The sequence below is a fragment of the Pantoea rwandensis genome (assembly GCF_002095475.1).
Lineage (GTDB): Bacteria > Pseudomonadota > Gammaproteobacteria > Enterobacterales > Enterobacteriaceae > Pantoea > Pantoea rwandensis.
Genome location: NZ_MLFR01000028.1, coordinates 69,394 through 85,172, shown reverse-complemented (window position 1 = coordinate 85,172; position 15,779 = coordinate 69,394). Strand labels below are relative to the sequence as shown.

Annotated in this window: 2 protein-coding genes; both read right to left on the bottom strand. The window is 56.7% G+C overall.

Features of this window, described 5'->3' with window-relative positions:
* The coding region (locus HA51_RS21390) for an Ig-like domain-containing protein (protein ID WP_139810713.1) at nt 1-14,720 on the bottom strand (14,720 nt) is incomplete at its 3' end.
* 311 nt (nt 14,721-15,031) lie between these two features.
* Nucleotides 15,032-15,727: an EAL domain-containing protein gene (locus HA51_RS21380; RefSeq protein WP_084936576.1), complete on the bottom strand. Its 696-nt coding sequence runs from the start codon at nt 15,725-15,727 to the stop codon at nt 15,032-15,034.
* Between the last annotated feature and the right edge of the window lie 52 nt (nt 15,728-15,779).

Below are 15,779 nucleotides of genomic sequence, written 5' to 3'. Positions count from 1 at the left end.
GGGGCCACGGTATCAATCACCACGTTTGAAGCGACCGCAGTACTCACTGTTCCCGCCGGATTGGTGGCCGTCACGCTCAGGGCATGGCTACCGTTGCTCAGGGTCGGTGAAGTAAAGGTCCAGGTGTTCCCCGCCACTGCCGTGGTGGTACCCAGCACCGTGGTGCCGTCATAGATGGTAATGACGTTGCCCGCCGCTGCTGTCCCTGTCAGGGTTGGGGTATTGTCGTTAGTGGCACCATTGTTAGCGACTGGCGTCAGCGTATTGTTGGCGTCGTTGTTGACCACCAGCGTTGGCGCAGCCACTGCCGCGGTTGAGACCGTGAAGGTAATGGTGTTGGTGGCCGTACCCACGTTGCCTGCGGCATCAGTCGCCGTCACGCTCAAGGTATGCGAGCCCTCGCCCAGCGTGCTGGTGGTGATACTCCAGGTACCGTTGGCTGCCGCTACAACCGAGCCAACCACCGTTTGCCCGTCACGCACCACCACCACACTGCCCGCTTCTGCCGTACCGCTCAGTCCTGGCGTGCTGTCGTTGGTGCTGCCGTTGTTGGTGATAGCCACCGCTGTCGTACCGTTATTGTTGACGGTGTTCGTCAGCTGAACGGCTGGTGGCGTGGTATCGATAATCACACTGGCGGTAGTGGAGCCGCTGACGTTACCGGCTGCATCGGTCACTGTGACACTTAGCGGATGCGTTCCTGCTGCCAGTACGGAACTGTTGGTGCTCCAGCTACCATCCGCCAGAACCACCGCCGATCCAACCAACACCGCACTGCCACTGATGTTGTCGTACACTCGGACAATATCGCCCGCTTCCGCCGTACTCACCACACCGCTCAAACGTGGCGTGGTGTCGTTGGTGGAACCGCCGTTCGCCACCGTTACAGGCGTAGTGCCGTTGTCGTTGGCAATCACCAGCGATGAGTTAACCGGTGCCACCGTGTCGATGGTGACGGTGGTGTTACCCACCTGCGCCGTGGCATTGCCAAGTGTATCGGTAGCTTTGATGGTGAACGTATGGCTGCCGTTAGCCAACGTCGGAGAGATAAAGCTCCAAGTGTTCCCCGCCACTGCCGTGGTGCTACCCAGCACCGTGGTGCCATCGTAAATGGTAATTACGTTGCCAGCTGCCGCCGTACCCGACAGGGTTGGCGTGCTGTCATTGGTGGCACCATTGTTTGGCACAGTGACCGCCGTAACATCGTTGGTCACTACCAGCGTTGGCGTGGTAGGCGCCGCCGTGTTGACGGTAAAGGCTACGGTGGCTGCCGTACCGGTGTTACCCGCCGCATCAGTCGCGGTGATGCTCAGGGTATGCAGGCCGTCAGGCAAGATACCGGCGACGAAGCTCCAGCTGCCATTCGCTGCAGTTGTCACTGAACCAAGTACGGTTGCACCTTCACTGATGGTCACAACACTGCCCGGCTCTGCCGTACCGCTCAGGGCTGGGGTGTTGTCGTTAGTGGTACCGCCGTTGGTTATCGCCACTGGCGTGGTGCCGTTATTGTTGCTGGCCGCCGCGGTCAGGCCGGTTGGTGCTGTGGTATCAACAGTGACGGTGACGGTGCTGGAAGCCACGCTGATGTTACCTGCTGCATCGGTAGCTCTGACGCTAAAGCCGTAAGCGCCGTCAGTCAGTGCAGTGCCAATGTTGTAGCTCCAGGTACCGTCGGTCGCAACAACTGAACCGACTGCCACGGTGTTCTGGTAGATAGTCACCAGCGCACCCACCTCTGCCGTACCGGTCAAGGTTGGTGTTGCATCTCGGGTCACGCCACCATTTGCCACCACCGTGTTGGTAATATCATTGTTTACCACCAGCGTTGCTGCCGCTGGCGCAATGGTATCAATGGTGATCGGCACCGCTGTGGATTTTTCACTCACGTTACCGGTGGCATCGGTTGCCGTTACGCTGAACGAATGAGCACCGCTCGTCAGGGTTGATGTGGTGAAGCTCCATACCCCACCGGTTGCCACGGTTGTACCCAGCACGGTGTTGCCATCATAAATGGTAATCACCGCACCTGACTCAGCGGTACCGGTCAACGCAGGCGTGTTGTCGTTGGTAGAACCTGAAGTCACTGGCACGTTAGTGCCGCTGCTGTTGTTGTTCACCACCAGGTCGGTCACCACCGGAGGCGCAATGCTGTCCACGTTGATAGTGATAGGGCCAGCAGTAACGATACCGCCTTCTGTAATAGAAATGGCATGTTCGCCCTGGTCCAACGTCGGCGTCGTATAGTTCCACTGTCCGGTGAGAGGGTCAGCGATGACGACACCAATGATAGAGCCATTATCCAGAATCGTAACGACTAACCCAACTCCTGTTACACCACTTAATACCGGCGTCGTATCTTTGGTATTTGCTCCTTCTGTCAGCTCAACCGGCGTTGAACCAGAGTCATCCGTGATAAGCAGCGTGCTAGTCGTATCAGGCACGCCCGCATTGACGGTCTGAGTAAACGGATCGCTTGGTGCTACGTCACTAACGTTACCCGCCGCATCGGTTGCCGTTGCGGTGAAGCTGTGATCTCCGTTGGTTAAGGTTGGCGTGGTAAACGTCCAGGTTGTACCCGTCACGGTGGCGGTACCCAGCAACGTCGTACCATCGTAGATGGTGACAACGCTGCCTGCTTCTGTTGTCCCGCCAAAGGTGATGACGTTATCCGTTGTTGTCCCGCCAGTGGCGATATTGCCATCGTCCACGGTGGTCGCAGTCACGCCAGCTGGCGCATCAGGTTTAATGCTATCGATATTAATAACAGTCTGAATTGGGCTGGTCGTCACGTTACCCGCCGCATCGGTGGCGGTGACCGTAAAGGTATTCGCTCCCTGAGGCAGCGTTCCAGTCTCAAAACGCCACTGGCCGTTGTCCGCCACTATCGCTGTGCCCAACACGGTCGTACCGTTCTCGGTGGTATCCGAAATCGTAATGATCGAGCCAGCGCTGGCTCCCGTGCCACGTAAAACCGGCGTGTCGTCGTTGGTCAAGCCACCACTGGCAATCGCAACAGGCGTTGCACCGTTGTTGTTACTGACGGTATAGGCCCCCAACGTTGGCGCGTCAGTATCAATGGTGAAGCTGACATTGGATCCCACACTGACGTTGCCCGCCGCATCCGTTGCCGTGATGCTCAGCGAATAGGTGGTGCCATCTGCCAGCGGAGTCGTTGGTGTGAAAGTCCATTCACCCGTCACTGGGTCGGCCTGAGCGGTACCAAATACCAGCCCCGTAACCGTATTGGTGAGCGTGATGGTACTGCCCGGCTCCGCCGTACCACTGATGATTGGCGTGGTGTCGTTGGTTGAGCCACCGTTGGCTACCGTGACAGGCGTAGCTGGAACAACGTCGCTCTCAATCGTTACCGCAGCAACCGGTTCAGGAGCTGTGGTATCGATGTTGACCACCACAGTCGTGCTGCTGCTGTTACCAATCTCATCAGTGACTGTCACCGTCAGCGTATGCTGCGTTGCTGAAAGTGTTGGCAGTTGGAAGCTCCAGCCACCTCCTGCCTGTACGACAGCCGTACCAAGCAATTGCTGGTTAGTGTCATAGACTCTGACAATATCACCGACTTCACTGCCACTGCCTGTCAGCAATGGGGTGGTATCGTTGGTGTAGCCACCGTTCGCCACTGTGGTATTCGGCGTGACATCATTGTCAGTGATCGTCACTGTTCCCACTGCTGGCGCTGCGGTATCCACAGTGAAGTCGATAGGCGCGGTTGCATCACTGAGGTTGCCTGCCGCATCAACAACGCGTGCTGTGATGCTGTAGGTGTCATCCGGCAGTGCCGTGGTAGGGATGAAGCTCCACTTGCCATCATTACCGACCGTGGCGCTACCAAGCAGGCTGCCATTGTTGTAAATGTTAACGATGGTTCCCGCCGTTGCGCTGCCAGAGATCACTGGCGTGCTGTCACTGGTAAACGTGTTGTCCGCGGTTGTGACCGGAACCGTTCCGTTGTCATTGGTGAGCGTCACATCGGTGGCGACTGCAGGTGGCGTCGCATCAATGACCGCCACGGTGGTAACAGGCGCACTGACGTTACCCGCAGGACTGGTCACCACGACACTGAAGGTATAGGTGCCGTCATCCAACTGCGCTGGGGTGAAGGACCAAGTGCCATCTGGATTAACAGTAGCCGCTTGCTCTGGGCCACCATTGATGGAAACACTAACGGTGTTGCCTGCTTCCGTCTCACCCTTCAACAATGGCGTGCTGTCGTTGGTCAGACCGCCGTTCGGGATCACCACCACATTGGTTGAATCCACATCGTTACTCAGCGTGACATCGGTTGCAGCAGCAGGGGCTTGTGTATCAATCGTGACGGAGATAGTTGGGTTATCCGTACTAACGTTACCCGCCGGATCGGTCACCGACACGCCCAGCGTGTGTGTACCATCACCCAACATTGGCGTGCTAAAGCTCCAGGCACCGTCGGTGACAGTCGCAGTGCCCAACACCGTACCGCCTTCCGTGATGGTGACAACCGAGCCATCCGGTGCGCCCACGGCATTACCGGTTAACAACGGCGTGGTGTCGTTGGTCGGCGTGTTTGGCACAATCAACTCTGGCGCGCCGTTGTTGTCATTGCTGAACTGCAGATCGCTTGCTGAAGCAGGTGCGGTGGTATCAACGGTAAAGTCCACCACATTAGACGGAACACTCTCGTTACCCGCCGCATCGGTTACCGTCACACTGATGCTATATGCACCTTCAGGCAAGATATCCGTGGTGAAGGTCCACTTACCATCCGCACCCACGGTGGCCGTGCCGAGCACTTCCGTCACGCCCGCGGAGACCGCAGTAATGGTGATGATGCCACCAATCACATTTGAGGTACCGTTCAGCTCTGGCGTGGTGTCATTAGTCGAACCGTTTTCCGGAATCGCAACCAATGTGCTGCCATTGTTATTACTGACGGTAAGATCGACTACTGCATCTGGAGCCTCAGTCGAGACAGTGATATTCACCACGTCCGAAGCCAAGCCAACGTTGCCTGCCGCATCGGTGACCACCACGCTCAAGGCATGAGTAGTACCTGACGCGAAATCAGCGGTATAAGTCCAGGCGCCCGTGTCTGGATCGGTTTGCACCGTGGTCAGCAACGTCTGGCCATCATAAATCGCCACAGAACTACCCGGCTCAGCCGTACCACTGAGCACCGGCGAGGTGTCATTGGTATAGCCGTTATTGCCAACAGTCACTGGCGTCGTGCCATTGTCGTCGGTCACCACCAGGCTAGAAACTGCTGGCGGTGTTAGATCGATGGTCACTGTGACTGGAGTGCCCGCCGTGCTCACGTTACCCGCCGCATCGGTGGCCGTCGCGCTCAGCGTGTGGCCGCCTTCGGTCAGTGGCATAGCGGCAAAGTCATAGCTCCAGGCACCGCCAGGATCAGCGGCGACCACCGAAGCGATCGGATTGTTACCATCGTAAATTGTCACCAGGCTGCCGGCTTCAGCAGTACCGCTCAGCACTGGCGCCGTATCGTTGGTCGCACCGTCGATAGGAACGCCCGCATCTGTTTCAACGACCAGCCCCGTCAATGCATCCGGTGGCGTCACATCGATAGTGACCGTGAAGCTGCCCTCATTGCCACTACTCACGTTACCTGCAGCATCGGTCACGGTGGTGGTCAGCGTATGCGTGGCTTCGCTTAACGTAGGAACGTTAAAGCTCCAACTACCATTTGAGCCGACAATCGCCGTGCCAATCGGCACGCCTCCCTCGAAGATGGTGACGTAACTACCGCCCGTTGCCGTACCCGACAGCACCGGTGTGGTGTCGTTAGTACGCCCGTCATCCGCGATAATAATTGGCGAAGCACCGTTATTATTCGTGAGCTGAAGAGCAGTAGCATCTGCTGGCGGTGTTGCCAGTACGGTAATCGTAACCGGTGAAGATGCAGGACCGATATTGCCTGCCGCATCCGTCACGGTGGTGGTCAGACTGTAAGTGCCATCTACCTGTTGCGGTAGGGTGAAGCTCCAGGTGCCGTTGTCACCCACTTCAGCGGTACCCAACACACCATTAGCATCAGAAATGGTGACAGTACTGCCCACCTCTGCCGTGCCCGAAAGCACCGGCGTATTATCGTTGGTGATACCGTTAGTGATAGTGACTGGCGTGCCTGAGCTGTCATTACTGATAATCACCGCTGACGCCGCCTCTGGTGCGGTGATATCCACGGTGAAGACGATTGGCGTAGACGGCTCCCCGCTATTACCTGCTGCGTCTGTTACCGTTGCCGTCAGGCTGTGGCTACTTTCACTCAAGGTTGGCAGGGTGTAGCTCCAGCCACCATCCGGGTCGACGGCGACGCTACCCAAGACGGTGTCGCCATCACGGATGGTGACAACACTGTTTAGCTCAGCGGTGCCACTCAGCACTGGGGTGGTGTCATTGGTTGAGCCACCGGTAATTTCATTGTTATCCGCACCCACCAGGATCGCATCATTCACAGCCTCTGGCGGCGTCAGGTCAACACTAAAGTCGACAGAATCGCTCGGTACGCTGACATTACCGGCCACATCGGTGATGGTGGTGGTCAGACTATGATCGCCGGCAACAAGCGTTGGTGTCGTAAAGCTCCAGCTACCATCAGCTCCCACCACCGCGGTTCCCAGTAACACAGGCGTGCCGCTGATGTTTTCATAAACGCTGACAACGCCTCCCGCTTCTGCTGCACTTGCTGTGCCACTTAGCGCAGGAGTCGTGTCATTCGTCGTGCCATTGGTGATCTCAACGGATGTGCTGCCTTCATTATTGAAGAGTTGCAATGCGGTTGCTGGATCTGGCGCGGTCAAATCAACGGTGAAGTTGATTGGGCTAGAGGCCGAACTGATATTGCCCGCAGGATCCGTCACGGTCACAGCCAAGGTGTGTGCCCCTGCTGCGAGTGGATCCGTCGGTGTAAACGTCCAGTTACCCTCATCATTAACAATTGCTGTGCCCAGATTGGTCACTACACCATCAACCGTATCCGTGATGGTCACGGTACTGCCCACTTCTGCAGAACCCGTTAACACCGGCGTGGTGTCATTGGTCACACCGCCCGTCGCAATTGGCGTGTCATCGCCATTAGCCAGTTGCAGTTCAGTCGCGGCCGCAGGCGGCACAGTATCCACCGTGAAGCCGATGGCTGGAGACGGATCGCTGACGTTGCCAGCCGGATCGGTGACCGTTGTGGTCAGACTGTGGTCACCCTGGCTCAGAGCGGCAGTGGTGTAGCTCCACGTTCCAGTAGCGTCCACCACAACCGTACCCAGCGCGTTAGTGCCGTCATAAACGGTGATAACACTGCCCTCTGGTGCAGTACCGCTCAATACCGGCGTGGTGTCGTTGGTTGCTCCGCCGTTAACAATCTCCACCAGATCTGTGCCGTTATTGTTGTTCAACACAACCTCGCCCGCCGCATTCGGTGGGGTGAGGTCAATGTTGAAATCAACTGCGCCACTGGCTGGACCGGTGTTGCCGGCTGGATCCGTTACGGTGGTGGTCAGGCTATGGTCACCTGCTGACAACGGTGCCGTTGGCGTAAAGGTCCAGCTACCATCAGTGCCCACGGTTGCTGTACCAATAATCGTCGCGACCCCATCAACGGTATCGGTGACGTTAACCGTACTGCCCGGCTCAGCGATACCACTCAACACCGGCGTAGTGTCATTGGTTGCGCCGTTGGTGATCGGCACCGCTGTTCCGCTGCTGTCATTGCTCAGCACCAGTTCGCTCGCGGCGATTGGAGGAGTGAGATCAATGTTGACGATAACCGGAGTTGAAGGTGCACTGCTGTTGCCAGCAGGATCGACTACGGTTGCTGTGATGCTGTGCTGGCCTTCGCCCAGTCCAGCGATTGGCGTAAAGGTCCAGGTACCATCGTTACCCACTGAGGCAGAACCCAACTGCTCGGTGCCATTGTAGATAATGACCGTGCTACCCGCAGTTGCACTACCACTGATCTCTGGCGTGGTGTCATTGGTGGCACCACCAGAGCTAATCTCTGTACCGGTGCCGTTGCTGACTGTTATGTCTGTGGCAGCAGCAGGTGGTGTCACATCAATAGTGATGGTGACTGACGTCGACGTGGTGCTGCTGTTACCTGCAGCATCGGTGACGGTGGTGCTCAGCGTGTGGTCGCCCTCGCTCAGAGCCGGGGTGGTATAGCTCCAGCTGCCATCAGAACCGACGCTCACTGAGCCCAACACAGTTGTGCCATCCGAAACCGTTACGGTACTGCCCGGTTCAGCTGAACCGCTCAGCACAGGTGTTGTGTCGTTGGTGGTGCCGTTGGTAATCGGAACCGCCGTACCACTCTGATCGTTGCTTATCACCACAGGACCCGACGCGGCCGGTGGTGTGGTATCCACATTCACCGCAATAGGTGCAGAAGGATTACTGACGTTACCCGCTGGATCGGTCACCGTCGCGGTCAGGCTATGGTCACCTTGATCCAGAGTTGGAGAGTAACTCCACGTTCCGTCTGTACCTACCGTAGCCGTGCCCAGCTCTGTTCCGTTGTCAGAAATCGTTACGGTACTGCCTGGCTCAGCGGTACCTGTCAGCACTGGCGTGGTGTCATTGGTCGCGCCATTGGTAATTGGAACCGGTGTGCCGCTCTCATTGTTGCTGAGCTGGACGTTGCCCGGTGCAGCAGGTGGCTGAGTATCCACGATGACTGCAATCGGATCGGATGGCGTACTGGTGTTGCCAGCCGGATCGGTCACGGTGGTGGTGATGTTGTGGTTGCCATCAGTGAGCGGAGGTGTGGTGAAGTTCCAATTGCCATCCTGATCCGCTGTTGTGGTCCCCAGCACAGTGGTTCCATCCGAGACGGTGACGGTGCTGCCAGGTTCTGCGCTGCCGTTCAGTACTGGGTTGGTATCATTGGTTGAGCCACCTGAAGGGATAGGATCCCCGTCACCATTCGTCAGACCAATACCTGAAGCCGGTGCTGGTGCAACGGTATCAATAGTCACGGTGATGACCGGTGAGAGCACCGGATTATTACCCGCATCATTAAAGCTGGACTGGAACGCGTGTGCGCCATCCGGCAGTGCGGTTGGAGTGAAGCTCCACTGTCCATTGGCATCCGCCACAACGGTGCCCAGCACGGTCGTGCCATCGTAGAGCGTCACCACGGCATTCGCGATCGCCAAGCCACTTAATACTGGCGTGGTGTCTTGCGTGCTGTCGCCATTCGCCAGTGCAACCAGGGTGCTGCCACTGTCATCAGTCACCTCCAGCGTCAGTGTCGCTGGCGGCAAGCCTGCTGCGACGTTCACCACAAATGGGGAGGTGGCAGGGCCGAGATTGCCCGCTGCATCAGTGGCGGTCACCGTCAGGCTATGATTGCCATTGGTCAGGGCTGCCGTGCTGAAGTTCCATGCACCGTTGGTATCGGCTACCGCTGAACCCAACAATACGCTGCCGTCATAAACGCGGATGACCGCATTGGCTTCGCTCTGCCCACTGAGAGCCAGGGTGTTGTCATCGGTAGTCGCACCGGAGGTCAGTGCGCCTGAGTCGGCTCCGACCAGAATGCTCGAAGCGGCAGGTGCTACCGTATCCACGCTAAAGACAATCGCATCGGAAGGCTGGCTAACGTTGCCTGCTGCATCGGTTACCGTGGTGGTGAGGCTATGGCTACCTTCGCCCAATGCAGGTGTGCTAAAGCTCCAGTTACTATTGCTACCAACAATGGCAGTACCCAACAGCGTGGTGCCGTCATAGACGCTGACTTTGGCACCGGGTTCTCCTACCCCGGTCAACAGCGGGCTGCTGTCGTTAGTGACGCCATTCGCTGCAATTGGAACCGGTGAACTACCCGCATCATTGCTGAGCACCACGTTGGTCGCCGCGGCTGGCGCGGTGACATCAACGGTAATAGTGATCGACGGCGAGTTGGTGGTATTACCGTTGATATCGGTAATCGCGGCGTGGAAGGTATGCGTGCCCTCCGCCACCCCTGTGGTTGGATAGGTCCACTGGCCATTGGCATCTGCGACAACCGTACCCAGTAAGGTATCGCCATCGTACAACGCAATCACATTGCCAGCCTGAGCGAGACCGCTCAGCGTCGGCGAGGTGTCGTGCGTGCTGGCACCGTTCGCCAACAGAACCAAGGTGTTACCGGTGTCATCCGTAATCTGCAACGAGGTGGTCGCAGGAGGCAAACCCGCATCAACATTTAATACGAAGTCCGAGGTAGCACCACTGACGTTGCCTGCCGCATCAGTCACGGTGACAGTCAGGTTATGTTCGCCGTTGTTCAGCGCTGGCGTAGTGAAGGTCCAGCTACCATTTTGGTTAACCGTCACGTTACCCAGCAGTACGGAACCATCGTAGATATTGATCAGCGCACCCGGCTCTGCTGTGCCACTCAGTGTTGGGGTGTTGTCATCGGTGAAGTCGTTGGAGGCTAACGCACCCTGTTGATCACCCACATTATCCGTCACCTGCAAATCATTCACCGCAGCCGGGGCGATCGTATCAACGGTAAAGGTGATCGGCGTTGAAATCGGACCAGTATTGCCTGCAGGGTCGGTGACCGTAGTTGTCAGACTGTGAGAGCCGTCTTGCAGTGTCGGTGAGGTAAAGCTCCAACTGCCATTCGTGCCTACTGTCACACTGCCCAGCACGCTGGTGCCATCAGAGATGGTCACTGTGCTGCCAGGTTCAGCGGTACCACTCAGCACTGGCGTTGCCGCATTGGTGGTGCCACCTGATGTAATCGGCTCAACAGTAGTCCCACTGTTGTTGCTGAGTTGCAGGTCGCCTGCCGCAGCCGGAGGCTGAGTATCAACTGTGAAGCTGAAGGGGCTGGAAGCTGGGCCGGTGTTACCAGCCGGATCGGTCACCGTCGTGGTCAGGCTGTGGCTGCCTTCGGTCAGGGTTGGCGTCGTAAAGCTCCAGGTGCCATCCTGTCCTACGGTTGCCGTACCCAGCACGGTGGTGCCATCCGAAATGGTCACGGTGCTGCCCGGCTCTGCGCTACCGCTCAGCACTGGCGTGGTGTCATTGGTGGCACCACCCGCAGAAACCGCAACCGGCGTACTGCCGTCGTCATTGGTCAGTTGCAGGTTAGTTGCCGCGGCCGGTGCGCTGGTATCAATGGTAATGTTAATAACGACTGAATCGGTGGTAACACCTGCCCCATCGGTCGCCGTGGCTTTGAAAGCATAGGTGCCATCTGGCAGGTCGGAAGTATCAAAGTGCCACTGGCCATTCGCATCTGCCGTGGTATTACCGATGATGACATCACCGTTATACAAGGTAATGGCGTCGTTAGCGCCCGCCACACCGCTCAGCGTTGGCGTATTGTCGTGCGTGCTGGCGCCATCGGCCAGTTGTACCAAAGTACTGCCCGTATCGTCGATTACCTCCAGGGAACTGGTGGCCGGCGGCAAAGCAGCATCGACGGTCAAATCGAAGGTGGCAGTCGGCTGGCTGACGTTGCCAGCGGCGTCGGTAACAGTCACTGTCAGGCTGTGGTTACCGTTACTCAGTGCAGATGTGGTGAAGGTCCAGCTACCATCCGCGCCTACACTTGCACTGCCCAACAGGGTGCTACCATCGTAGACTTTCACAATGCTGCCGATTTCAGCCTGGCCGCTCAGCGTTGGTGTGCTGTCATCGGTGGTTGCGCCCGACGTTAATGTCTCCGTCGTTCCATCTGCATTGCCCGTCACCGTCAAGCCGCTAGCGGCATCAGGTGCGGTGGTGTCAACGGTGAAGGTAATCGGCGCGGAAGCGGCGCTGCTGTTGCCAGCCGGATCGGTGACCGTTGTGGTCAGGCTATGAGCGCCTTCGCCCAACGTCGGCGTGGTAAAGGTCCAACTGCCATTGCTGCCAACAATCACGGTGCCCAAGACGCTGGTGCCATCAGAAATGGTGACGGTGCTGCCGGGTTCAGCGGTACCGCTCAGCACTGGGGTATTGTCATTGGTCTCACCGGTGATCGGTGACAAGACGCTACCGTTGTTGTTGTTCAGCTGCACATCGCTCGCAGCGGCAGGCGGCTGAGTATCAACGGTGAAGTCGAACGGATTGGAACTTGCACTGGTGTTACCAGCAGCATCGGTCACCGTGGCCGTCAGGCTGTGTGCGCCATCAGTTAATGCCGGTGTGGTAAAGCTCCAGGTCCCATCGCTGCCAACGGTAACGGTGCCCAGTACGGTTGTGCCATCCAGAATCGTCACAACGCTGCCAGGTTCAGCCGTGCCGCTCAGTACCGGTGTTTTATCGTTGGTCGCACCACCTTCGGCCACAGGCACTGGCGTACCGCTCTGATCGTTACTCAGTTGCAGGCCATCAGCTGCGGGAGGTGCAGCGGTATCAATATTGATGGTAATCGTCGCTGAAGCAGTATCGTTGCCATCTGCGTCTGTCGCGACCGCACGGAAGGCGTAAGTACCATCCGGCAGGTCGGAAGTATCAAACTCCCACTGACCAGAGGCATCAGCGGTGACAACACCAATCACTACGTCACCGTTGTACAGGGTGATGGTGTCATTCGGTCCAGCCAAACCACTCAGCGTTGGCGAGTTATCATGGGTGTAGGCACCGTTTGCCAGTTGAACCAGAGTACTGCCAGTGTCGTCGGTCACTTCCAGCGAACTAGTGGCAGGCGGTAAGCCGGCATCAACGGTCAGATCGAAGGCTGGGGTTGGAGCACTGACGTTACCAGCCCCATCGGTGACGGTGACAGTCAGGCTGTGGTTGCCATTACTGAGCGCGCCAGTGGTAAAACTCCAGCTGCCGTCTGCCCCCACAGTCACCGTGCCCAGCAAGGTGCTGTTATCGTAAACACTGACCACCGTACCCGGTTCGGCCTGGCCCGCCAGCGTTGGGGTGTTGTCATCCGTCACGGCACCTGAAGTCAGGGTCTGGGTGCCATTCACATCATCCGTCACAGTCAGATCAGTTACCGCTGCGGGTACGCCGGTATCCACCGTAAAGTCGATAGGACTGGAAGGTGCGCTAACGTTGCCAGCGGGATCGGTCACAGTGGTGGTCAGGCTGTGCGCACCGTCATTCAGCGCTGGGCTGGTGAATTGCCAGCTTCCATTGCTGCCCACGGTGACAGAGCCCAAGACGGTATCACCATCACGAATCGTCACCACACTGCCTGGCTCGGCGGTGCCGCTCAGAGTTGGTGTGTTGTCGTTGGTATCTCCCCCACCGGCAATAGGCACAACGGTGCTGCCATTATCGTTGCTAAGTTGCAGATCGCTCGCCGCATCAGGTGCGACGGTGTCGATGTTGATGGTGATGGTAGCGGATTGGGTTGTGCCGGAGGCATCCGTGATGCTGGCGTGGAAAGCATGTGATCCATCGGCCAGTGCACCAGGGGTAAACACCCACTGCCCATTAGCACCAGCGACTACGCTACCCAATACGGTTTCACCGTCATACAGCGTAATCACTGCACCTGCGGTCGCCAGACCACTGAGAACAGGCGTGCTGTCGTGGGTGTAGGCTCCATTGCCTAACTGCACCAGCGTGCTGCCGGTATCATCGGTAATTTCCAGCGTGGTGGTCGCTGGAGGCAAATCTGCTGTCACGCTGAAGTTGAACGGATCGGTGGCTGAGCTCACATTACCAGCGGCATCCGTTACGGTAACGGTCAGGCTGTGTGCGCCATTACTCAAGGCCGGGGTGGTGAAGCTCCAGCTACCATCAGCACCTACCGTAGCTGTGCCCAACAGCGTTGTGCCGTCATAAACACTGATATATGTTCCCGGTTCAGCAGTGCCGCTGAGCGTCGGGGTATTGTCATCGGTGGTAGACCCTGCGGCTAATGCACCTTGAGTGCCGCCCACATCATCACTGACCACCAACCCCGCTGCCGCCGCAGGCGCGATGGTGTCAACGGTAAAGGTGATTGGATCGCTGGCTGCACTGGTGTTGCCCGCAGCATCGGTGACGGTAGTGGTCAGGCTGTGCTGACCGTCTGCCAGTGCAGGAGAGGTGAAGCTCCAGGTACCATCAGCGCCCACGACTACGGTACCCAGCAAGGTACTGCCATCGTAAACGCTCACCGTGGCACCGGCTTCAGCTGTGCCGGTTAAGGTTGGGGTGTTGTCGTCTGTGACCGTGCCAGTGATGATGGCGCCCTGAATGGTGCCGACATTGTCCGTTAAGGTCAGATTGGTCGCGGCAGAAGGTGCGGTGGTATCACCACCGCCATTGTTGCCACCACCGTTGTTACCGCCGCCGTTGTTGCCGCCGCCGTTATTTCCACCGCCGTTGTTTCCGCCGCCCGTGCTGCCGTCATTGACCGGTGCATTACCGCCGCCACCGCCGGAAGAACCTGCGAACATCGCACCCAAGCCAGCCAGCGCCGCACCACCGATACCGAAGGCCGCGATAGTGCCATCGTTGGTCGTGTTCTCCGCTAACAATCCTTCGGTGGTGTCAATCGAGACGTAATGGAATCCTTCAGTGCCGGGATCTTCAACCCACCACAGCGCGCCTTTGTCGTCTTGAAGGACCAGATCGCTATCGCCAGCTGCAGTGTAGAAATTATGAATAACAAGGACTTCACCAGACTTAGTGGTGACGACTAAATCATTACCATTGCGTGTGAAAGACTTAATATCTGATTGATTAAGGTGAAGTTTAACAACACTGGGTGCTGTTAAATTGACTTGGCTGCCATTGACTACTGAGTCAACCGTCCCACCTTTAGGAGTGATAGAGATATTATTCATGTTATTGAAATCCCGCGCAGTTTTTAAATTCCATAAAAACGCCCGATATCCGTAGATACCGGCTTCAATAGTGAATAACCCATGCGTTTATTCACCTTTTCTCTTGGTCGACCTCATACAAACTTTGGATGAAGTCACGCTGAGCCGTGTTAAGCCTCCACCCGGAGAATGGACTGGGTTTATTTTTCAGCAGTAGAACGGGGGAAACGCCTTTATTTTCCAATGGGTGGGCACAAATCAGATGGAATGCGACAAACCCTTTTTTAGACATTTTGGCTTCCCCGACGTAATAGACTGAACCAGAGCCATTTTCAGGATTTTTTAAGCAAATCAGTCAAGTAGACACTTTTCCAGTGATATCCCTGCATGCCATAAATTGCTTTACGGGATAGCAGGTCAATCTGCGACTGGTCTTCAACTCCCTCAACAATGACGCCTTCGCATAATTGATTGAGGTGAGTGAGCAGCGTGTCAAAAATGTGACCGTCGCCAAATTGCCAAAAAAAACTTTTGTCAATCTTGACGATCTCAAATATTCCGCTATCAAGCATGGTCAGGTTGGAATAACCCGGACCAAAATCATCAAGCCAAAGAGGAGCGGGCGTCACTTTCGCAACACCTTTTAATATCAGCAGGTCTGCGCTGTTAAATCGCGCGGTGAAGAATGCGGATATCTCTAAACGCAGCAGCGTGAGTTGAGCCAGTTTTTGTTGTATTTCAAGATCTTCAAAAATACCGGCTACGATATCTCTATCCACATTGACACTAATGACTTGCTGAAACCCTTCTTGGTATAGCTGAATAAGTTTTCCGATCTGGTGGAGGAATAACTGCCATTTATCGTCAGCAGGAAGCCGACTGAAGAACCCTGCATCCCTGTTCGGGTTACGTTTATTATTGGTATCTGCATCATCTGGGAAACGTGTTAACAGTTCCCACGCAATCAACTCGCCGGATATAGCGTGTACAGGCTCCAACAGAAAGACGTAATTAGGTGGATTGCTCATTACACGATCCCTTCTCCGACACTGACTGATACCACTGAATTGTCAGGATTTC